Raw genomic sequence first — 21,969 nt, 5'->3', positions numbered from 1 at the left:
CTACCCTTGCAATAAATTTTAATAATACAATCGTTAGATATAATGTAATAATATTTATAATTTTAAATAAAAATAACAGCTTATATCATCCATAAGTAAGCAAATATATACGTTATTAAAAAAAATGTTGCAATATACCAAATTTACAATTGAAACTAACCAACTTCCATTTTGGTATTGTTTGAATAAAAAAAGGATACATTCAAAAAAATGATTATTTTTGTCGATTATTTAAAAAAATGTATTTTGAGCTTATTTAAAAATCTTTTCAAACAAACCATGATTTATGGGCTTGCTACGGTGTTGCCCAGAATGTTTAGTTTTATCTTGGTTCCGCTTTATACTACACAGTTGCCTCGTGGCGAATACGGACAAGTTACGGTTTTGTTTGCATATTTGGTTTTTTTAAATGTTATCCTTTCTTATGGCATGGAAACGGCTTTTTTTCGGTTTTACAATACCGAAACCGACAAAAAAAATGTCATTGCCACCAGTACCATAAGTATTTTTTGGACCTCGCTTTTATTTTTACTTTTAGGATTGGTTTTTAGAAAATCAATTGCCAATTTTATAGACAAAGAGGTACAATACATCACCTATTCCATTTGGATATTGGTGTTAGATGCCTTAGTTATTATTCCTTTTTCTAAGCTTCGGGCCACACAAAAACCTATTGTATATGCCCTAATCAAAATTGGTAACGTATTGATAAACATGGGGTTAAATATTTTTTTGTTAATTTACTTACCCCGGTTGGCCGCAGCCGATCCAGAGGGCTTTTGGAATACAGTATATCTTGAAAATTTTCAAATTGGATATATTTTTATGGCCAATGTAGTGGCTAGTTTAGCTACATTTATCATATTGTCCCCACATTATTTTACCCTAAAATGGCATTTTGATGTCCGTTTATGGCTCAAAATGATGCAATACGGGCTGCCCATACTAATTGCAGGTATCGCATTTGCTATCAATGAACATTTGGATAAAATTATTTTAGAACACATGTTGCCCAAAAATAGTTCCGAAGTTCAAGTGGGTATGTATGCCGCTTGTTACAAAATTGGCTTGTTTATGGTACTGTACAGAACGGCTTACACTCTTGGCATAGAACCTTTCTTTTTTAGCCATGCCAATTCAGATAATCCTCAAAAAACCTATGCTACAATTACCAAATATTTTGTCATTTTTGGATCTTTAATTCAACTGACCGTCATTGTTTTTGCTGATTTACTTAAAATTTTCATGATTCGAGATGCCTCTTATTGGGAAGCCATGGATGTAGTGCCGCTTATTATTTTGGCAAACTTTTTTTTAGGCATCTATACCAATCTTTCGGTTTGGTACAAGCTAACCAATCAAACCCACTTTGGAGCTTATATTTCCATTGCTGGAGCTGTTATTACGTTGATTCTCAATTATTTGTTAATTCCAAAAATCGGATATTACGGCGCTGCAGTTGCTACCATTGCAGCTTACGGATCTATGATGTTTATATCCTATTATTATGGCAATAAATACTACCCTATTCCTTACGAATCCCAAAAAATATATGGCTATTTGGCAGTTTCTATTGTATTTTCTATCCTGTCATTTTATGTTTTTAGAGCCAATTATTTTGTAGGAATACCCCTTATTTTTATTTTTCTTATTTTCATTTATGTCAATGAAAAAAACACCCTTTTAAGCCTGCTCAATCGAAAAAAAAATAACAACATCACATGAACATAGCTATTATCAACCAATCATCAAACGAATTGCCTCATTACGAAACTGCTTTTTCTGCAGGAATGGATTTGAGAGCCCATACCACAGCAACTATTTTACTAAAACCCTTAGAAAGAGTAATCGTAAAAACAGGACTTTTCATTGCCTTACCTCAAGGCTACGAGGCTCAAATTCGGCCTCGAAGTGGTTTAGCAGCCAAAAATGGCATTACCGTTTTGAATGCTCCAGGCACTATAGATGCCGATTATAGAGGAGAAATTGGTGTCATTTTAATCAATTTATCATCAGAAAATTTTGAAATAAACAATGGCGACCGCATTGCTCAAATGGTTATTGCCTCACACGAACGGGCCACTTGGAATGTAGTAGATACACTCGATCAAACCGATAGAGGTACTGGAGGTTTTGGTAGTACAGGAGTTCAATAATATTATTAATTTACCAAAAGACTTTAAAATGTCAAAAATACTTACAGGTGTTCAAAGCACAGGAACACCACATTTAGGAAATTTATTAGGTGCCATAATGCCTGCCATTGCCCTATCTAACCAACCCGAAAACGAATCGTTTTTATTTATAGCCGACCTACATTCTGTAACTCAAATCAAAGATGGCAATACCCTTAGGGCTAATACTTATAGCACTGCAGCCGCTTGGTTGGCCTGTGGTTTAGATGTAAATAAAGTGGTTTTTTACAGACAGTCTGATGTGCCTCAAACCGCCGAATTATCTTGGTACTTGAGCTGCTTTTTTCCGTTTCAACGATTAAGATTGGCACACTCTTTCAAAGACAAAGCAGATAGATTAGACGATGTCAATGCGGGTTTATTTTCCTATCCAATGCTCATGGCCGCAGACATCCTTTTATACGATGCCAACATTGTTCCTGTGGGCAAAGACCAATTGCAACACCTCGAAATTACTCGAGATGTAGCCTCAAGATTCAACCACTTGATGGGGGAAACTTTTGTAATACCTGAATCAAAAATTCAAGAAGAAACCATGTATATTCCCGGAACAGACGGTCATAAAATGAGCAAGTCCAGAGGCAATATCATCAATATTTTTCTAAACGACAAAGCCCTCCGAAAACAAATCATGAGCATCGAAACAGACAGCACCCCGCTCGAAGCTCCCAAAGACCCGCAAACTTGCAAAATTTTTGCCATTTATAAATTGTTGGCCAACGAATCGCAAATCAACGATATGTTGTTAAAATACCAAAACCTTCATCAAGATTTTGGATACGGTCATGCCAAACAAGCGTTGTATGATTTGATCATCGAACAATTCAAAACCCAACGTCAACTATATAATTATTATATGTCTAATCTCAACGAAATAGACCATGTATTACAAATTGGAGCCCAAAAAGCCCAAAAAGTAGCCCTTTCCGTGTTGCAAAAAGTACGAACCAAGTTGGGTTTTGAAAACCTAAACAGCTAAAAATATCAAATCAAAAGTGCAATCAATTTGGGCGTTACCCACAAGGGGTCGGGCTTTTCGTTACAATCTTTTTTGTTTGAAAAAAACAAAAAAGGATTTCCACTGCAATCCCTAACGCAGTCTTGGGTTTCAAACAACAGCAGACAAAAAAACACCATAATTCAAACAAGAATTAATGGTGTTTTTTATTAAAAATATGTAATACCCTAACAAGGCATTTCAAGAAATCATACCAAACACTTATATAAAATAGTCTAAAAATGCTATGCTATTTTTTTTCAAGATTTTATAAAAAAATCATTTCATAGCTGGGCTACGTAATTATTTTTTTGTGAAATATTTGGAGAAAAAGAGCTAGCAGATTGGGCTATTTTATATGAGTGTTTGGTATTATAGTCTAATGTTGAACCACCAATGCATCCTGACTTTGATGCTTGTGCTTAAAAAACAAGGCAAACAATATGGCAATGATCAAAGCATAAATGGCAAACGAAAACCAAATTTGATGCCAATCTTTTTCAGTACCCTTAGTAAAAAAAGCATCTATAACCTGACCACTGATTTTACTGCCTAAAAAAGCCCCCACACCATTTGTCATCATCATAAATAAACCTTGAGCACTCGATCTAATATTAGAATCAGTAGTAGTTTCTACAAAAAGGGAACCCGATATATTGAAAAAATCAAATGCCATTCCATATACAATATTGGATAGGATAATCATCCAAAGCCCGTCTAAAGGATTGCCATAAGCAAATAGTCCAAACCGCAACACCCAAGCAACCATCGAAAAAAGCATAACCTGCTTGATTCCAAATCTTTTTAGAAAAAAAGGAATCGCTAAAATAAATAACGTTTCGGATATTTGTGAAATAGACATGATCATTGTTGAAGAATTTACAACAAAAGAATCTTTATAAGCAGGTATATTTTTAAAATCATTCAAAAAAGTATCGCCATACATATTTGTCAATTGCAAAGCAGCTCCCAAAAACATTGAAAATATCAAAAATAAAGCCATTTTATAATTCGTAAATAATGTAAACGCATGAAGCCCCAATTGCTCCATAAAAGTAGCATTTTTTGAAATGAGTTTTTGTGGAGGGCATCCAGGCAACGTAAAGGCATAAATACCCAAAAAAATAGCAAAAAAAGCAGCAAAATAAAATTGATTGGCATAAATCAAACTTCCAAACTGGCCAGCTATGGCTTTGCCTACAGACAACCCAAAATCATGAATAAACAAAGGTGGATTTTCTGAACTAAAAATATTGGTAAACCACATAGCCAAAATAAATCCAATGGTTCCCCAAACTCTAATGGGCGGAAACACCTTAACCACATCAAAATGGTTGTTTTTTAAGATATGATAGGCTATAGAATTTGAAAGTGAAATCGTGGGCATGTAACAAATCATGGCACCAAAAATAACGTAATACAAAGTTTCTGGATTATTTACCTGCGGTACATATAACATGATTAAACCATACAATATATGTAAAACACCGTACAATTTCTCGGCATTAATCCATTTATCTGCAATAATTCCTGTAATTGCTGGCATAAATAAGGAAGACAAGCCTAATGTAGAAAAAATAGCACCAAATTGGTTTCCTGTCCAACCTTTTGCATTAAAACAATAGGTTCCAATGGTAATCAGCCAAGCGCCCCAAACAAAAAACTGTAAAAAGCTCATGACTATTAATCTGTTTTTAATTCCCATAATTTTTTCGTTAAAATAGATTGTAAAACTACTATTTATATTGAGAAAAACAAAAAAATATCACATTTTAGTCTTTTTTTTTGCCAAATCAAAAATAATATCAAATTGTTGCTCTTTTGTTAATGTGGAATTGTCTATCAAAATGGCATCTTTTGCTTGAATCAATGGCGAATCTTCCCGATGTGTGTCTATATAATCACGTTGTTCAACATTATCCAATATTGCTTCAAAAGTAACATCTTCGCCTTTTGCTATCAATTCGTCATACCTCCTTTGGGCTCTTGTGATGGCACTAGCAGTCATAAAAATTTTGAGTTCGGCCATTGGAAACACCACCGTACCAATGTCTCGTCCGTCCATTACAATACCTTTTTGCTGTCCCATGGCTTGTTGTTGTTCAACTAATTTACTCCTAACTTCCGATATTTCCGCTACTTTACTTACATAACTTGACACTTTCAATGTACGAATGGCTGTTTCTACGTTTTGATCATTCAAATAAATTTCACCAAAACCAAGGGTTTCATTCCAAACAAATCGCAATTTTATAGCTGGTAAATGTGTTATTAATAATGGAATATCAAAAAATTCGTTGGAAATGATTCCTTGTTCTAATGCAAACAAGGCAACTGCCCGATACATGGCCCCAGTATCTACATAAACGTAACCTAATTTTTGAGCCAATTGTTTAGCTATTGTACTTTTTCCTGTAGAAGAAAACCCATCAATGGCTATGATTATTTTGTTCATTTTATCACGTAAATTTACTTATTCATTAAAGTTTATGGTTATTCCAAACAAACTGGTATTGGCAGCAAGCGTATATCTTGAATAGGAATAATTGAATTTTAAATTATTAATTTTTAGGCCAAACCCCAATGAAATTCCCGAAAAATTTCTTTGATCTATAATTCTTAGTTCTTCGGCCCTTCTAAAATTATATCCTAATCTTAAATTAATTCCTTTTTGTGGAAACAATTCTGCTCCTATAATGACATGTCGCAAAGCATTGTTTAAAAACGAAACTCTTTCGGGTGTGCTGCTGCCATCCAACGATCCAATGGCCCTATTGGGATTAGAAAAAGCAATATTCCATTGTTGTAAATTTTCAAGGGTCAAATGCCATCGTAAGGGTACATTTTCAACTTCTTGAGAAATACCAATCATGATTTCGGTAGGCAATTTTTCATAAACCCCTGCATAAGTTGTAAATTGAGTGCCTAAATTTCGGATAGATAAAGCCCAATTGACATCATTTTTTTCGTCGATAAATAAAAATCCTAAATCGACTGCCCCGCCAAACGAACTGTAGTTTTCCAATCCAGAGGTTATCAATTTAGCATTTGCACCTATATATATATTAGAAAACGGAAAGTTATAAGCATATCCAAATGACAAAGCCCCCTCGCTACCCGAAAAATTATTGGTTTTTTGGCCAATTTCATTATAGCCATCAAAATTGCCATAATTAACAAAATTGGCTCCTACAAAAAATGTTTGAACATGCCTGTCAATAGTATAAGCATAGGCGGCAGTCCCATAATTTACTTGACCAAAATAACTTCCATAATTAACTGCTAATTTATTGTCCATTGCTTCATTGATTGTAGCAGGATTAAATTGGGCCTGATTGACATCGTCGTCAAAAAAAGTAACCACTTTGCCACCTAATGCAGCTTGACGAGGCGAATTTACTAAACTAAGAAATTGATAAACAGACCGCCCACCCACTTGTCCAAAAACAAAAGAGGATGTAAAAAAAAGCAAATTATAAATAAGAAATTTTTTCATTATTGGGTTGAAATAAATGCTTATAACGGCTTTTCAAAGATAAAATTATATTTTTGAAATCAAATAAAAAAGAACATCAATTTATAAACAACATTTTAAATAATATAATACTTAAAATTTATTATAAAAAGTAATAAATAATAATAATAATTATCAAATTCTTTTTTTTATATCCTTAATTTTGTTACTGTATTAAAAATAACTATAATTATAGTAATTTGATGATGGCCATATATAAAGGCTTAGATTAAAAGAATATTTTTTTTGAAATGATCATAAAAAAAGGAATAAAAAATTGTATTTTAAAAAAAATAACCTTATATTTGGAGCAAAATAATTAAATTTGAAGAGAACCAATTTTTTATTTTAAAACATAACTTAAACAAAAAATCAAATTATAATGAAAGTAACAATTGTAGGAGCAGGTAACGTTGGGGCTACCTGTGCAGACGTAATTTCGTATAGAGGAATTGCAAGTGAAGTAGTATTATTAGATATTAAAGAAGGATTTGCCGAGGGTAAAGCATTAGATATCATGCAATGTGCTACCAATACGGGTTTTAATACCCGGGTAAGCGGAGTAACCAACGATTATGCCAAAACAGCGGGCAGTCAGGTAGTAGTAGTTACGTCTGGAATACCAAGAAAACCAGGCATGACACGTGAAGAGCTTATTGGTATTAATGCAGGAATCGTAAAAACAGTTGTAGAAAATGTATTGGCCCATTCTCCAGAGGCCATCATTGTAATAGTCTCTAACCCAATGGATACTATGACTTATTTGGCTTTAAAATCGACTGGACTACCAAAAAACAGAATCATTGGTATGGGTGGTGCCCTAGACAGTTCAAGGTTTAGAACTTATTTATCATTAGCATTAGACAAACCCGCCAACGATATTTCGGCTATGGTAATTGGAGGACATGGCGATACCACAATGATTCCACTTACACGATTAGCTTCTTATAACGGTATTCCAGTTTCAGAATTTTTATCAGAAGAAACCTTAGCAAAAGTAGCTGCAGATACCATGGTGGGAGGTGCAACTTTAACAGGATTATTGGGAACATCTGCTTGGTATGCTCCAGGAGCATCTGTTGCTTATTTAGTAGATAGTATTTTGAACAACCAACGAAAAATGATAGCCTGTTCAGTGTTTGTAGAAGGAGAATATGGACAAAATGATATTTGCATTGGTGTACCTTGTATTATTGGTCAAAATGGTGTAGAAGAAATTGTTGATATACAACTCAACGACAACGAAAAAGCATTATTTAGCAAAAGTGCCGATGCTGTAAGGTCTATGAACGAGGCTTTAAAAGATATTTTAAGCTAAAATGGCTATAAAAAACATGAAAGACTGCCAAGTGCAGTCTTTTTTTTTATTTTTATTTCAAAATAAATTGGTATATCATAACGTTAATTATATATTTGCACGTTTAAAAAATCATTAAACGAATTTTATCTCTATATTTACATCCAAAATATACCAATAAAAAAGCGTTTAAATTTTTTTTAGAGGATATTAATCAAAAACAAAAATTAATTAATTTTTTAGTAATGCAAAATAAAGGACTTATTAAATTTTTCGCAATTCTATTTGCATTGGTAAGTATTTACCAACTTTCTTTCACGTTTGTTTCAAATAAAGTAAAATCTGATGCAAAAGCATTTGCAAAAGGTGATTCTAAAAAAGAATTTAACTATTTAGATTCTATTGGAAAACAAAAAGTCTTCTTAAACTATTTTACATTTAATGAAGTAAGAGACAAACAAATCAACAAAGGTCTTGATTTGGAAGGCGGAATGAATGTTATCCTCGAAATATCTGTAAAAGATATTCTAAAAGGATTGGCAAACAATTCAAAAGACCCTGTTTTTAACAAGGCCCTTGCCGATGCAACTGCAGAAAGACAAGGAAATGAAGATTATTTAGATGTATTTTTTAGAGTTTTTGAAAGAGAAGCTGCTGGAAAAACACAATTATCATCGCCAGATATTTTTGCAAACAAAAATCTAGGAGAAGAGATTAATTTTAAAATGACAAATGCTCAAGCTCAAAAAGTAATTAAGAAAAAAGTGGACGAATCCATTATATCTGCATTTGAAGTTTTGAGAAAACGTATTGATAAATTTGGGGTAACCCAGCCAAACATCCAACGTTTAGGTGAATCTGGTCGTATTTTAGTAGAATTACCAGGAGTAAAAGATGCCGAACGTGTGTCTAAATTATTGCAAAGTACAGCCCAACTTGAGTTTTGGGAAACGTATAAAGTTGCAGATATGGGTAATTTTTTGATGGCTGCCAACGAAGCATTGAAAGCTACAGAAAAAGCAGCACCAGTGGCTAATAATATACCAAAAACAGCTAATGACAAGAAAAAAGATTTAACAGCACTTTTGGTAGATGAGAAAAAAGACAGCACCAAAGCAGCGAAAGATAATGGCCCCATTTTAAGTAAATTTGTGGCTTATAGTCCTGGTGGACCCGTTTTAGGATATTTTAATCCAAAAGACACTGCAACAGTTGGAGGGTATTTTAAAAGAAATGAAATCAAAAACTTATTAATTGGTGAACAAAGATATGCTAAATTTTGTTGGGGAAAACCAACAGAAATACATGTGAAAGACCAACAAATAGTAGATCCATTAAAAGTTAAGGATGCTGCAAAAGTACAAGTTGTAGAGTTATATGCTTTAAAAGGCAATAGAGAAAACTTGCCACCAATGAGTGGCGGTGTGGTTGTAGATGCAAAAGATACATTTGATCAATTAGGTAAACCAGCCGTATCGATGCAAATGAATAGCAAAGGAGCCAAAATTTGGGAAGAATTAACAGGCAAAGCTTATACCACACAAGGTAACATTGCCATTGCATTAGACAATGTAGTCTATTCTGCCCCTGGTGTAACTAGTGGTCCTATTGCAGGTGGAAATTCTGAAATTACAGGTAATTTCACTTTAACAGAATCTAAAGATTTAGCAAATGTATTAAGAGCGGGTAAATTACCAGCAGCAGCAGATATTGTACAATCAGACGTAGTGGGGCCTTCTTTAGGTCAGGAAGCTATAGACAATGGAACTTATTCCTCAATATTTGGATTGTTATTAGTGTCCTTGTGGATGATGATTTATTACGGAAAATCAGGTTTTTATGCAAACATTGCTTTGGCCGTAAATTTATTATTCTTGTTTGGTGTATTATCTAGCTTGGGTGCTGTACTAACCTTACCAGGTATTGCAGGTATCGTTTTAACCATGGGAACTGCAGTGGACGCCAACATTATTATATATGAAAGAGCCAAAGAAGAATTGCGAAGAGGACAATCATTAGCCGATGCAATTGTAACTTCATTTGGTTGGAAAGGAGCTATGCGATCTATAATTGATGCGAATGTAACCCACGTATTAACAGGTTTAGTTTTGTATATTTTTGGATCTGGACCAATTAAAGGATTTGCAACAACCTTGTTAATTGGTATATTTACATCGTTGTTTACCTCAATATTTATTACTAGAATTTTATTAGATTGGAGTGTAAAACGTGGCAATGTATTGACATTTGTAACTGGTTTTTCAAAAAATTGGTTTACCAATATCAATATCAATTTCTTGAAAATGAAAAAAGGATTCTATGCTTTTTCTTCATTAGTTGTAGTTGTAAGTTTGGTTTCTATTTTTATGAACGGTTTCAATCAAGGTGTTGATTTTGTTGGTGGAAGAACTTACCAAGTAAGATTTGATAAAGCAGTAGAGGCAGAAAAAGTAAAAGCCGATTTGACTAGTGTTTTTACAAATATTGAAGCCAAAACATTTGGAAATAGCTCTCAATTGAAATTGACTACCAACTATAGAGTTAAAGAAAATGGAGCTGAAGTTGATGCAGAAATCAATAGAAAACTTTATGAAGGATTGAAAAAATATTATTCAAACGGCATGACTTATGAAAAATTTGTTAATGCTTATGACGGTAAAACATTAGGTATTTTACAGTCTTCAAAAGTAGGTCCTAGCGTTGCTGATGATATTAAAACGAATGCTTATTGGGCAGTTATTGGTGCCATGTTAATAGTATGTTTGTATTTGATGGTAAGCTTTAGAAAATGGCAGTACAGCCTTGGTGCCATTGCTGCTGTGGCACATGATGTGATATTTGTATTAGGAATTTATTCTTTATTATGGAAATACATGCCATTTGGAATGGAAATAGACCAACATTTTATTGCTGCTATTTTAACAGTTATTGGCTATTCTATGAATGATACTGTAATTGTTTTTGATAGAGTTAGAGAATATTTAGCAGGAAAAACAAAAGGAACATTTGAACAAATTGTAAACGAGTCTATTAATACTACCATGTCTCGAACAATCAATACTTCGCTTACCATGATTTTAGTATTATTAATCATGTTTATATTTGGCGGAGAATCTATCCGAGGATTTATTTTTGCAATGTTAATTGGTATTGTAGTTGGAACATACTCTTCTTTATTTATTGCAACTCCAGTATTAGTGGACACTATATCTGCTGCAGATAAAGATATTATAGAACACCAACACAATGATGCTGAATAATTAAATTCCAAATTATACTCTTTAAGCCCAACAAAAGTTGGGCTTTTTTTATGTCAGGCCAAGTCACACTAGCAAACTTTGTCAGCATAGATACTTATTATGATGACAAAATGACACAAAAATAATGGTCATTAAATAGAAAATATGACAATTATAATAAAAAAACTATTTGGCACAAAGATTGCATTTCGGACATTGAGTTTTTAATCGAATATATCATTAAATTAAATATAACAAAAATGGGTAAAATAATCGGAATCGATTTAGGTACAACTAATTCATGCGTTTCTGTAATGGAAGGTAATGAAGCCGTTGTAATTCCAAACGCAGAAGGAAAAAGAACAACTCCATCTATCATTGCATTTGTAGAAGGTGGCGAAATTAAAGTAGGTGATCCTGCAAAAAGACAAGCGGTAACCAATCCTACTAAAACAATTGCTTCTATCAAACGTTTTATGGGACAATCTTTCTCTGAAACTACAGGCGAAGCTTCTAGAGTTCCATATTCAGTAGTAAAAGGCGACAACAATACTCCACGTGTAGATATTGACGGACGTTTATATACTGCACAAGAATTGTCAGCTATGACACTTCAAAAAATGAAAAAAACAGCTGAAGACTATTTAGGTCAAACAGTTACTGAAGCAGTTATTACTGTTCCAGCATATTTTAACGATGCACAACGTCAGGCTACAAAAGAAGCAGGTGAAATTGCTGGTTTAAAAGTTATGAGAATCATCAATGAGCCAACTGCAGCAGCTTTGGCTTATGGATTAGACAAAAAAGGAAAAGACCAAAAAATTGCAGTGTACGATTTAGGTGGTGGTACTTTTGATATTTCTATCTTGGAATTAGGAGACGGAGTTTTTGAAGTATTATCTACAAACGGAGATACACACTTAGGTGGAGATGACTTTGACCAAACAATCATTGACTGGTTGGCAGACGAATTTAAAGCCGAAGAAGGTGTAGATTTACGTCAAGACCCAATGTCGTTGCAACGTATTAAAGAAGCAGCAGAAAAAGCAAAAATTGAATTGTCTTCTTCAGCCGAAACAGAAATCAACTTACCTTATGTAACAGCTACAGCATCTGGACCAAAACACTTAGTTAAAAAATTAACAAGAGCTAAATTTGAACAATTGTCTGATACTTTAGTAAAACGTTCTATGGAACCAGTAGCTAAAGCTTTGAAAGATGCAGGTTTATCAACTTCAGATATCGACGAAGTAATCCTTGTTGGTGGTTCTACACGTATGCCAAGAATTGCTGATGAAGTAGAAAAATTCTTTGGTAAAAAAGCATCAAAAGGAGTAAATCCTGATGAAGTTGTTGCTATTGGTGCAGCTATTCAAGGTGGCGTTTTATCTGGAGATGTAAAAGATGTATTGTTATTAGACGTAACACCGCTTTCATTAGGTATCGAAACTATGGGTGGGGTTTTTACAAAATTAATTGAGTCTAACACCACAATCCCAACTAAAAAATCACAAGTGTTCTCTACTGCTGCTGATTCTCAACCATCTGTTGAAATCCATGTTTTGCAAGGAGAAAGAACTATGGCTGCCGATAACAAAACCATTGGTAGATTCCATTTAGACGGTATTCCACCAGCACCAAGAGGAGTTCCTCAAATCGAAGTTACTTTTGATATTGATGCAAATGGTATTATCAAAGTTTCTGCAACCGACAAAGGAACTGGAAAATCTCATGATATTCGTATCGAAGCTTCCTCTGGATTGACTGCCGAAGAAATCGAAAGAATGAAAAGAGATGCAGAAGCCAATGCCGATGCTGATAAATCTGCTAGAGAAAAAGCTGAAAAATTGAATGAAGCTGACAGTATGATCTTCCAAACTGAAAGCCAATTGAAAGAATTAGGAGATAAAATATCTGACGATAACAAAGTAGCTGTAGAATATGCTTTAACTGAATTGAGAATGGCTCACCAATCACAAGACGTTGCTGCAATTCAAACTGCTTTAGACAACATCAATGCAGCTTGGAAAAAAGCTACTGAAGCGATGTATGCTCAAGGTGAACAAGCTCAAGCTGCTCAACCACAAGCAGAAAACCAAGGAGATAACGTAGAAGATGTTGATTTTGAAGAAGTAAAATAATATTTTCTTTGATTATATTGACAATCATACTATAAAAACCGAGTTATTACTAACTCGGTTTTTTTTATATTAAAATCACTAAGTAACTTATTTTTTTGTACCTTGCTTCTCTAAAAACCATTTAAAAAAATATGAAATATTTTAGTATTGTTTACCTCGTTTTGTTTTGTGCCTTACATTCATTTTCACAAAAGAAAAAACAAATTCCAAAACCTACACTAAATCTTATTGCAAAAGCAGATCCCGCAAAAGCAGCAATAATCAAAGATAATTTGTATTTTTTTATTTTAAATAAATCGGTAAATGATACCATTTTTATAAAAAAAATGGATGCTATTCTACCCATAGATGCAGCTATCACACCATTTAATGCAAACGGAACCAAATTATATTTACTTACTTGGGCTGAAAAATCAACAACGAAAACCAATTTAAAATCAGAAGATAAAACCTTGAAATATTTTTATATTTTAGAAGAAAATACTAGTAAAATTGTTTTTAGTAACATACAATTAACTAACATCATTATAGAAAAAGTTTTTTTAGACCAAAATAAAAATGCTTCAGAAACACAAACCCGCAGCCGCAAAGAAGGTTTTGAATGTATATTAAATCCCGATGGAACAATTACTCAAAAAACGACAAAGCAAGTCAATATTTTGAAATACAATGCGGTAACTAGCTCATTTGTAAGTAGTAACAAAAAATAACTAACGAAACCAATTGCCAATGGAGTGAAAAATCCTGCCAAAAAAAGTACGTTTTTTGCAGACAATCACTACTCCCAATGTTACGTGATTTTCAGATTGTTTTAATTCAATTTTGTAAAAATTATTTTCATCAACTTTTTGCTCAATTGTAGTAAGCCCTAAAAACGAAACCACTATCACGTCATTTTCTTTGGCTTCTATACTAAATTTACCATCCATATCCGTTTGGGTACTGGTTTTGGTACCTTTTATCACCACATTTGCTCCTGGAATTGGACCAACATTATCGCTCACAACCCCTTTTATCACTTTAGTTTGTGGCTTCACAGGAGCTATCATTTTGCTTAGCATAAAATTTTCATGTTGTTCGGTTTTTGGTTTTTCTTGAGCCAAAACCTCACTACTTTCAACCCCCACAAGCGTCATAATTGCACTTGTAGTTGCCAACCAAACAGTCGATTTTTTTTCCACAACAACGATGTTTCTATCCAATTGGTCGTTTCTAAATCGACCACAAAGTTTGGCATCTTTTGTATAGGCTTCCAAAATCTCACGGTCGTTTTTTGTGGTAAAATCTACCACATTTTTCATACACTTATCACAAAAACGCCCTTTTGTAGCAGGTGTCATCGCTTGCCAATCTTCGTGGCAAGGTTGCGGTATCGATATTTGAAGCATCGTATTTTTCATATCTAATTTTTTTAAGTTTGCCTTTTATATATAAAGAGTACTTTTTGTTCAAAAAGGTTGGTAATGTTTATTTTAACATTTGCTAATTTTAAAAAAAAGATATACGAAAAAAAAGAAAAGTAGAAGCACAAAAGCCATTAGTAATTTTTACAATATAGAATGATTTGTAAAATAAATAAAGTACAATAATATATATCTAAAATAATAATAACTAAATTATTTTTTTTAAATACATAATACAGTACTTTCAATTATATTCAAAAATAAAGGCTATCTAAATGAATTGATAGCCTTTATTCATGATTAATTTTTGATAATTGGAGGATATTGTTCTAATATTTTGGTAACAAAACCTTTTATATTTTCGTCTTTTTTGTCCACGTTTTGAGTTAAATTGCCTGTTCCTTCTCCTTGCCAAATCAATTCTTTTTTGGAAGCATCTATCAAATCAATTGTTAAAATGCCTTGTGTAGATGTTGAAACCATATTGGAAGTGCCAAAATATGGATTCCAACCCATACCCCAACCGTATCCAAATCCAGCATTAAACTGATTTATATTGATGTTTTTTTCTGCCTTAGTATTGATGTTTACCAACAAATCGGGCGTTTCGCTTAGGGTAAATCCTTTTGCAATCATTTGATTTTCAATGGCATGCAAAATTCTTTTCTTATCTAAATCAGAAATTTCAACTTTATCAATTCCTGCTTTATAAAAAGCAAATGTTTTAAATTTTGAAAAGTCAACTTTTTTATCATAATCAGTATTGACCCTAACTGTGTTGCAAGAACTAAGTGCTAAAATTAAAACAAAAGTAAGTATTTTAATTGTTTTCATAAGAAATTATATTTAGGTTTATAATAATGTTGAGTTAATAATTGTTTTATATTTATAAAATTATTATCATATCTATAAATTATTCTCAAATGTTATGCCAAATGTATAAAAAATAGGTTCATCTTTATTAATTTTAACATTTTATGTTGTAACATAATATATTACTTATTAAAATAAAAAGATTGATTTTTTTTAAGATATTATTTAGTAGAACTTTATTTTTTTTAAATGATAAATAAAAAAAATTGACTACATTAGCCCATAAAATAATGTATTAATCAAAAAAAATTAGGATGAAAAAAGGGATTTTAATTTTAGGTTTATCAATTGTATTGGTATCCTGTAACAGTTCAAAAAGTACAACAAGTTCCGCAAGTGCAAACCCTTCAGAAAAAGCTATGGTATTGACTCCGGCTTTGGCAGAAGGAAAATCATTGTATGAAAATCATTGTGCCAAATGTCATAAATTGTATGCTGCAAGCGAATATACTAAGCAAGAATGGAAACCGATTTTGTTGAAAATGCAAAAAATGGCTAAAATCGATGATGCACAATTGGCCAGAATATCAGAATATATTGACGCTCAATTATAATAAATCATGGAAAGTAGTTTTGATGCAACAATCAACTGGCATGATTTTGAAAAAATCGACCTAAGAGTAGGTACTATCATTGCAGTTCAGGATTTTCCTGAAGCCAGAAAACCAGCCTATCAATTGACTATTGATTTTGGTTCGGAAATTGGAATCAAAAAAAGTTCAGCACAAATTACAAAAAGGTATGAAAAAGACATCTTATTGCATCGTCAAATAGTAGCGGTAGTAAATTTTCCCAAAAAACAAATTGGAAAATTTATGAGTGAGTGTTTGGTATTAGGCTCTGTGGGATTAGAAAACGATATTGTACTGTTAGCTCCTGACTATAAAGTTGCAAACGGTTTGAAAATTGGATAAAAAAACCTCGCTATCTATAAGCGAGGTTTTTTATATTACTAATTAATATAGCATTTTGAATATATTAAATATCATCAAAATCTACATCAGTAAAATTTTTGTTTTTTGGGTAATCAAAATCGTCGTTTGATTCTTTTTTATAGTCCTTTTGATGCCGTTCCGAAATGACTTCTTCCCCTTTGTTATTCCAAACAAAAGCGGTCATTTGGTTTAAAATATCTGTAAAAGCATTAAAATCTTCTTTATACAAATATATTTTGTGTTTTTTAAAATGAAAAGAACCATCTTCTTCAGTAAATTTTTTACTTTCAGTAATTGTAATATAATAATCGTCTGCTTTTGTTGATCTTACATCAAAAAAATAAGTTCTTCTGCCGGCTCTTAAAACTTTAGAAAAAATTTCTTCTTTTTCTAATAAATCATTTTCTCTCATATTCCTATTTTTCAAAATTTGTTATATCATGTAACCAAGCCCAAAAATGCTAAAATTTATCTAAATAAACAAATATTTAGGACATTTCTTTTTCAGAAAGTTGCTTGAGATATAAATCTTGATAATACCCTGTTTGGTTTACTAACTGATTATGAGAGCCTTCTTGAATGATTTGTCCGTCGTCGATGATGATAATTTTATCTGCATTTTTAGCAGACGACACCCGATGGCTTACTATAATTGTAGTTTTATTTTTGCAAATTTCTAATAAATTATGTAATATTTGCTCCTCAGTTTCTGTATCTACTGCCGATAAACAGTCGTCAAAAAGCAATATTTCGGGATTTTTTATCAAAGCTCGGGCAATAGACACTCGTTGCTTTTGACCACCAGAAAGTGTAATACCTCTTTCGCCCAATATGGTTTGGTAACCGTTATTAAATTCAATGATATTTTGATGCACAACTGCCATTTGTGCAGCATTTTCTACTGCCGCAAAGCTTGCCTTTTCGTTGCCAAATTTGATATTATTTTCAATTGTATCGCTAAACAAAAAGGCATCTTGTGGCACAACGCCAATGTTATTTCGCAAATCAAATAAATTTATTGTAGAAATGGGTTTTCCATCAATGAGAATTTGCCCAGAATTTACATCATACATGCGACTGATTAGCCCCAGAATGGTAGATTTTCCTGATCCTGTTTTGCCTAAAATGGCCAATGTTTCCCCTTTTTTGATGGAAAAACTGATGTTTTTTAGCGCTGTTATTTGTGTATCATTATAAGTAAATGAAACGTTTTCAAATGCGATTTCGCCATGTATGTCTGTTTTTTCTGTACAATTATTTTGTATTTCTGGCACAATTTTCAAAAATTCGTTTATCCTTTTTTGAGATGCTTCGGCTTCTTGCACCATCGACGAAACCCACCCCAGCGAGGCTACGGGCCATGTGAGCATATTGACATATAAGATAAATTCTGCAATGGTTCCTATGCTGGCGATACTACCATTGATGTACATAAGACCACCAAAATAGATGACCACCAAATTACTAATACCTATTAAAGCCATCATTAAGGGACCAAAAAGGGAATTGACTTTTGCTAAATCCAAACTTTTTTGCTTGCTTTCGTCTGAAAGTTGGTTCATATTGTCTTGAAACTGTGCTTCTAATGAATAAGCTTTGATTACCCGAATACCAGAAAACACTTCTTGTGTAAAACTAGAAATTTTTGACAAATATTGTTGAAAAATACTACTTCTTTTATTAATTTTTTGACTTAATTTGAATATAAAATAAGATAAAATAGGAAGAGGTAGTAAGGTATAGATGGTTAATTTTGTAGAAACATTTAACATATATGTAATAACAATTGCAAATCTAATAAAGGTATTGATGGTGTACATCACAGCGGGCCCAGCATACATGCGTACTTTGGCTACATCCTCACTTATGCGATTCATCAAATCGCCTGTTCTATTTTTTTTATAAAAATCTTGCGTTAAATTTTCATATTGTAAAAAAACTTCATTTTTTAAATCAAACTCGATATGTCTGGACATGACAACTAAAGTCTGACGCATTAAAAAAGTAAGTATTCCTGCAATAATTGTAGTACCAATGACTAATAATATGTTGTGTAACAATTCTTGTTGGATAAGTTGTGTATTTTCTGGATTGGTTTTAACATATTCTTCAATAGTTTTGAACGATTTACTAATTAGTTTAGGAGTAAAAAGCGAAAAAAATTGGGCAACAATTGTAATGAAAATACCTAATAAAAATTTTGATTTGTATTTAAAAAAGTATTTATTGATATACTGTAATTCTTTCATTTGGATGTGATTAATTTAAAAAAATTAAAAAAGCAAAGATACAAGATTGTGATCAATATCTGTACAATCAAATGACAGTTTTCAAATAAATCAATTTTGTTTCAATAAATTCAAACAATTGTATTATTTTTGCACCGCAAATTATTTTTGCAGTTTTAATTTTTAAATGTTCTTATCAAGTGCTAAACAGACGACATATCCGTATTAAAGTGATGCAAACCATTTTTGCCATGCATCAAAATGGTTCTGATGATTTATTAAAAGAAGAAAAGTTTTTGAAGTACAGTATTGATAGTATAAAAGATTTATATTTGACAATATTGGCTGCTTTAATTGAATTGAAAAAAACAGAAGCCGTTTTTCTTCACAAAAGTAGCCTTAAACATTTGGCAACCAAAGATGAAAAAAATCCTAATAACAAATTTATTAATAATGGTATATTGTTGTTTTTGGAAGAAAATAATCCATTAGGTATAGCCCTCGAAGGCCGCAAAATTAATGATTGGTCTATGAATAATGATGCTATTTTGATGCTTTTAGAAGATGTAAAAAAATCTGAAATTTATCAAAATTACATGTACAATAGGGTAAATAATTTTGAAGAAGACCGAAATTTTATACTGAATTTATTTGAAAATATTATTGTTCCAAATGAAAAATTTTACAGTTATTTGGAAGAAAAAACCCTTACATGGGTAGATGATATTCCGCTTGTAAATACCTTTATTTTAAAACAATTGGCAACTATAAGAGGCATAGAGGATCCAAAATTTAAAATCCCAACCATTTACAAAAACGAAGATGATAAGGAATTTGCCCAGCATTTATTTAGAAAAACAGTATTAAATGAAGCAACATTTGCTAAGGAATACCACGATAAAACACCAAATTGGGACATTGAACGTATTGCAGAAATGGATACTATCATTTTGAAAATGGCCATTTGCGAGTTTTTAAAATTTCCATCAATTCCTACCAATGTTACCATAAACGAATATTTAGAATTAGCCAAAGAATATTCTACACCAAAAAGTAGTGTGTTTATCAATGGTATTTTAGATAATATTTTGAAAGATATGAAAAATACCGACAGACTTCAAAAAATAGGCAGAGGTTTGATGTAATTATTTATATTTTACATTTAATAATAATAATAATAACAATTAAATTACTATAATATGAATTATCCTTTAATAATCCAATTAGGTTTGATGGCCTTGGTTTTTTATTTTTTTATGATCAGACCTCAACAAAAAAAGATAAAAACAGAAAAAGAATTTGAAAAATCTCTAAAATTAGGAGATAGAGTGGTTACCAAAAGTGGCATACACGGTAAAATTGCAGAATTGGGCGAAACAACTATTGTATTAGAAACAATGTCGGGAAAATTAAAAATGGAACGGTCCTCAATTTCGTTAGAATTGAGTGCATCATTAAAAAAATAAATATAAAAAAACCTCTTTTAATAGAGGTTTTTTTATTGATTTTTCTCAAATTTACGCTCTATTGCAGCAATCATTTCGCCTGCAATATCTTTATTAGTAGCAGATTCAATACCTTCCAATCCAGGAGAGGAATTGACTTCTAACAACAAAGGCCCTTTTGAAGATCGGATAATGTCCACTCCTGCTACTTTTAAATCCATTGCTTTTGCTGCTTTTATAGCAATTTTTTTCTCTTCAGCAGTAATTTTAATTACAGTTGCTGTGCCTCCCAAATGAATATTGGCTCTAAACTCGCCAGGCAAAGCCTCTCTTTGTATGGCAGCAACAACTTTGCCGTCTATAACAAAACATCGAATGTCTTTGCCATTTGCTTCTTTTATAAATTCTTGAACTAATATATTGGCATTGAGGCTTTTAAAGGCATTGATAACACTTTCGGCTGCTTTTTTGGTTTCTGCAAGTACAACTCCTTTACCTTGTGTGCCTTCCAATAATTTGACAATTAAAGGAGAACCACCAACCATTTTGATCAAATCATCTGTATCCAAAGGCGAATTCGCAAAACCCGTTGTTGGTATTTCTACCCCATTATTAAGTAGCAATTGCAACGAAAAAAGCTTATCTCTTGATTGGGTTATGGCAGCTGCAGAGTTTAAACAATATACTTTCAAAGCTTCAAATTGTCGGGTTAAGGCACATCCATAAAAGGTAATACTAGGTCTTATTCTTGGAATTATTGCATCAAAATTGTCTAAAACCCTACCCCCCCTATAATGTATTTCTGGAGTTGTAGCATCCAGTTTCATATAACATTCTTTGATATTCAAAAAGTGCATTTCGTGTCCTCTAATAGTTCCTGCCTCCATAATCCGCTTGTTGCTATACAGTTCGGGGTTGCTGGCCAACAAGCCAATGCGAAGACCTTGTATGTTTTTGTTTGCATTTTTGTAATATAAATGTAAATTTTCCGATGTAGGTTGCCCTAATAAATATTTTTGCTCTGGATCAACTAATATTCTACCACTCATGGCTTCTCGACCTAAAAGCATTCTAAATCCCATAGAGTCTCTATTGGTTAGCGTCAGTTCGATACTCCAATTTTTGCCACCAATTTCTAAATCGGCACTAATAACATAACGTTGTTCTCTAAATCCGCTCGAACTTTTTACAACCCGTTTATCTATCAGCTTTGATTCGCAATGGATAATGGTTTTTACATTATTTTGAATGGGATTGATGTCGAACTTGACCCAATTTTCACCATTTTTAATAAAAGGAGCTATATTGATGGCATGCAAAGCCGATGTTTTTGCTCCAGAATCAACACGAGCTTTAATTGTTGGTATTCCTAAATTTGGAAACGAACACCACTCTTCACTACCCACTATCACTTTTTCTTGAAACATAGTATCTTATTTTGATTTGAAGTCAAAAATATTTAATTTTTTGCCAATATCAATCCTATTTTGATTTTATTTTATTTTTTTTAAAGTAGTGCGCTATTCTCATTAAAAATCCCTTTTATTTTTAAAAATTAATACTACATTTTTGAATAAAATATAATTTTAAAAGTAGCTTATAACTTTCGATATTGCGAGTTCCTTTTTAAGCAATAGTGTAGAAACGCTAAGCAAATGATGAAATTTGACTATTTTGGTATGGATACCAAATATACATCAAT

At 32.3% G+C, this 21,969-nt stretch carries 19 protein-coding genes; 11 read left to right on the top strand and 8 right to left on the bottom strand.

From position 1 onward, the window contains the following. Positions 1-246: 246 nt before the first annotated feature. From B0A58_RS14785 to trpS, 3 genes are read left to right on the top strand one after another with little or no spacing between them, the layout of a single operon-like run. Positions 247-1,725 carry a lipopolysaccharide biosynthesis protein gene (locus tag B0A58_RS14785; protein WP_089081685.1) on the top strand — a complete coding sequence of 493 codons (1,479 nt, stop codon included), beginning with the start codon at positions 247-249 and terminating at the stop codon, positions 1,723-1,725. After that, complete coding sequence (gene dut / locus B0A58_RS14780) at positions 1,722-2,156, top strand: dUTP diphosphatase (protein WP_014084340.1); 435 nt, start codon at positions 1,722-1,724, stop codon at positions 2,154-2,156. The genes B0A58_RS14785 and dut overlap by 4 nt, the downstream gene beginning before the upstream one ends. 28 nt (positions 2,157-2,184) lie before the next feature. Next, positions 2,185-3,174 (top strand): tryptophan--tRNA ligase, encoded by a 990-nt coding sequence (gene trpS / locus B0A58_RS14775; protein ID WP_014084341.1) that lies wholly within the window; start codon positions 2,185-2,187, stop codon positions 3,172-3,174. Positions 3,175-3,571: 397 nt separating this feature from the next. Here the strand turns inward: trpS and B0A58_RS14770 are convergent, their stop codons facing one another. From B0A58_RS14770 to porQ, 3 genes are read right to left on the bottom strand one after another with little or no spacing between them, the layout of a single operon-like run. After that, positions 3,572-4,897: a nucleoside permease gene (locus tag B0A58_RS14770; protein ID WP_089081680.1), complete on the bottom strand. Its 1,326-nt coding sequence runs from the start codon at positions 4,895-4,897 to the stop codon at positions 3,572-3,574. Positions 4,898-4,957: 60 nt separating this feature from the next. Then, positions 4,958-5,647 carry a (d)CMP kinase gene (gene cmk, locus B0A58_RS14765; RefSeq protein WP_089081679.1) on the bottom strand — a complete coding sequence of 230 codons (690 nt, stop codon included), beginning with the start codon at positions 5,645-5,647 and terminating at the stop codon, positions 4,958-4,960. Positions 5,648-5,665: 18 nt separating this feature from the next. Next, the gene (gene porQ, locus B0A58_RS14760; RefSeq protein WP_089081678.1) at positions 5,666-6,688 is read right to left on the bottom strand and encodes a type IX secretion system protein PorQ; all 1,023 of its coding nucleotides are present in this window, start codon (positions 6,686-6,688) and stop codon (positions 5,666-5,668) included. Between the two features lie 400 nt (positions 6,689-7,088). Between porQ and B0A58_RS14755 the strand changes: the two genes are divergently transcribed. The 4 genes from B0A58_RS14755 to B0A58_RS14740 all read left to right on the top strand — a co-directional run bounded on the left by B0A58_RS14755 (position 7,089) and on the right by B0A58_RS14740 (position 14,093). Then, entirely contained in the window at positions 7,089-8,024 is a 936-nt protein-coding gene (locus B0A58_RS14755) for a malate dehydrogenase (RefSeq protein WP_014084345.1), read from the top strand. Between the two features lie 224 nt (positions 8,025-8,248). Beyond that, complete coding sequence (secDF, locus tag B0A58_RS14750; RefSeq protein WP_089081677.1) at positions 8,249-11,263, top strand: protein translocase subunit SecDF; 3,015 nt, start codon at positions 8,249-8,251, stop codon at positions 11,261-11,263. Between the two features lie 239 nt (positions 11,264-11,502). Then, positions 11,503-13,383 carry a molecular chaperone DnaK gene (dnaK, locus tag B0A58_RS14745; RefSeq protein WP_089081676.1) on the top strand — a complete coding sequence of 627 codons (1,881 nt, stop codon included), beginning with the start codon at positions 11,503-11,505 and terminating at the stop codon, positions 13,381-13,383. A gap of 131 nt (positions 13,384-13,514) precedes the next feature. Beyond that, complete coding sequence (locus B0A58_RS14740) at positions 13,515-14,093, top strand: hypothetical protein (RefSeq protein WP_089081675.1); 579 nt, start codon at positions 13,515-13,517, stop codon at positions 14,091-14,093. On the opposite strand, the gene B0A58_RS16685 is transcribed toward B0A58_RS14740, so the two are convergent. Both B0A58_RS16685 and B0A58_RS14730 read right to left on the bottom strand, forming a co-directional pair. Next, the gene (locus B0A58_RS16685) at positions 14,094-14,783 is read right to left on the bottom strand and encodes a carboxypeptidase-like regulatory domain-containing protein (RefSeq protein ID WP_207758860.1); all 690 of its coding nucleotides are present in this window, start codon (positions 14,781-14,783) and stop codon (positions 14,094-14,096) included. It abuts the gene before it with no gap. A 303-nt stretch (positions 14,784-15,086) separates the two neighbouring features. After that, on the bottom strand, positions 15,087-15,620 hold the full coding sequence (locus tag B0A58_RS14730; protein ID WP_089081674.1) for a DUF4136 domain-containing protein: 534 nt from the start codon (positions 15,618-15,620) through the stop codon (positions 15,087-15,089). Positions 15,621-15,913: 293 nt separating this feature from the next. Here B0A58_RS14730 and B0A58_RS14725 point away from each other — a divergent pair, with 293 nt between their 5' ends. After that, positions 15,914-16,213 (top strand): c-type cytochrome, encoded by a 300-nt coding sequence (locus tag B0A58_RS14725; RefSeq protein WP_089081673.1) that lies wholly within the window; start codon positions 15,914-15,916, stop codon positions 16,211-16,213. 6 nt (positions 16,214-16,219) lie between these two features. Beyond that, a complete protein-coding gene (locus B0A58_RS14720) occupies positions 16,220-16,573 on the top strand; it encodes a tRNA-binding protein (protein WP_089081672.1) in 354 nt (117 codons plus the stop codon). A 64-nt stretch (positions 16,574-16,637) separates the two neighbouring features. On the opposite strand, the gene B0A58_RS14715 is transcribed toward B0A58_RS14720, so the two are convergent. After that, a complete protein-coding gene (locus tag B0A58_RS14715; protein WP_089081671.1) occupies positions 16,638-17,006 on the bottom strand; it encodes a PUR family DNA/RNA-binding protein in 369 nt (122 codons plus the stop codon). 76 nt (positions 17,007-17,082) lie between these two features. Then, positions 17,083-18,843: an ABC transporter ATP-binding protein gene (locus B0A58_RS14710; protein ID WP_089081670.1), complete on the bottom strand. Its 1,761-nt coding sequence runs from the start codon at positions 18,841-18,843 to the stop codon at positions 17,083-17,085. Between the two features lie 212 nt (positions 18,844-19,055). On the opposite strand from B0A58_RS14710, the gene nusB reads away from it, so the two are divergent. Continuing rightward, entirely contained in the window at positions 19,056-19,967 is a 912-nt protein-coding gene (gene nusB / locus B0A58_RS14705; RefSeq protein WP_014084355.1) for a transcription antitermination factor NusB, read from the top strand. A 54-nt stretch (positions 19,968-20,021) separates the two neighbouring features. Continuing rightward, on the top strand, positions 20,022-20,288 hold the full coding sequence (gene yajC, locus B0A58_RS14700; RefSeq protein WP_089081669.1) for a preprotein translocase subunit YajC: 267 nt from the start codon (positions 20,022-20,024) through the stop codon (positions 20,286-20,288). Positions 20,289-20,320: 32 nt separating this feature from the next. Here yajC and rimK read toward each other — a convergent pair whose 3' ends face one another. Next, positions 20,321-21,694, bottom strand: coding sequence for a 30S ribosomal protein S6--L-glutamate ligase (gene rimK, locus B0A58_RS14695; RefSeq protein WP_089081668.1), 1,374 nt, complete (start codon positions 21,692-21,694; stop codon positions 20,321-20,323). Between the last annotated feature and the right edge of the window lie 275 nt (positions 21,695-21,969).

The organism is Flavobacterium branchiophilum NBRC 15030 = ATCC 35035 (assembly GCF_002217205.1).
GTDB lineage: Bacteria > Bacteroidota > Bacteroidia > Flavobacteriales > Flavobacteriaceae > Flavobacterium > Flavobacterium branchiophilum.
Note: the sequence above shows the minus strand (reverse complement) of the source record. Positions and strands in the feature narration are given on the sequence as shown.

Coding starts and splice junctions, on each gene's coding strand:
- dut (WP_014084340.1), top strand. CDS start 1,722: ATGAACATAGCTATTATCAACCAATCATCAAACGAATTGCCTCATTAC.
- trpS (WP_014084341.1), top strand. CDS start 2,185: ATGTCAAAAATACTTACAGGTGTTCAAAGCACAGGAACACCACATTTA.
- B0A58_RS14770 (WP_089081680.1), bottom strand. CDS start 4,897: ATGGGAATTAAAAACAGATTAATAGTCATGAGCTTTTTACAGTTTTTT.
- cmk (WP_089081679.1), bottom strand. CDS start 5,647: ATGAACAAAATAATCATAGCCATTGATGGGTTTTCTTCTACAGGAAAA.
- porQ (WP_089081678.1), bottom strand. CDS start 6,688: ATGAAAAAATTTCTTATTTATAATTTGCTTTTTTTTACATCCTCTTTT.
- B0A58_RS14755 (WP_014084345.1), top strand. CDS start 7,089: ATGAAAGTAACAATTGTAGGAGCAGGTAACGTTGGGGCTACCTGTGCA.
- secDF (WP_089081677.1), top strand. CDS start 8,249: ATGCAAAATAAAGGACTTATTAAATTTTTCGCAATTCTATTTGCATTG.
- dnaK (WP_089081676.1), top strand. CDS start 11,503: ATGGGTAAAATAATCGGAATCGATTTAGGTACAACTAATTCATGCGTT.
- B0A58_RS14740 (WP_089081675.1), top strand. CDS start 13,515: ATGAAATATTTTAGTATTGTTTACCTCGTTTTGTTTTGTGCCTTACAT.
- B0A58_RS16685 (WP_207758860.1), bottom strand. CDS start 14,783: ATGAAAAATACGATGCTTCAAATATCGATACCGCAACCTTGCCACGAA.
- B0A58_RS14730 (WP_089081674.1), bottom strand. CDS start 15,620: ATGAAAACAATTAAAATACTTACTTTTGTTTTAATTTTAGCACTTAGT.
- B0A58_RS14725 (WP_089081673.1), top strand. CDS start 15,914: ATGAAAAAAGGGATTTTAATTTTAGGTTTATCAATTGTATTGGTATCC.
- B0A58_RS14720 (WP_089081672.1), top strand. CDS start 16,220: ATGGAAAGTAGTTTTGATGCAACAATCAACTGGCATGATTTTGAAAAA.
- B0A58_RS14715 (WP_089081671.1), bottom strand. CDS start 17,006: ATGAGAGAAAATGATTTATTAGAAAAAGAAGAAATTTTTTCTAAAGTT.
- B0A58_RS14710 (WP_089081670.1), bottom strand. CDS start 18,843: ATGAAAGAATTACAGTATATCAATAAATACTTTTTTAAATACAAATCA.
- nusB (WP_014084355.1), top strand. CDS start 19,056: ATGCAAACCATTTTTGCCATGCATCAAAATGGTTCTGATGATTTATTA.
- yajC (WP_089081669.1), top strand. CDS start 20,022: ATGAATTATCCTTTAATAATCCAATTAGGTTTGATGGCCTTGGTTTTT.
- rimK (WP_089081668.1), bottom strand. CDS start 21,694: ATGTTTCAAGAAAAAGTGATAGTGGGTAGTGAAGAGTGGTGTTCGTTT.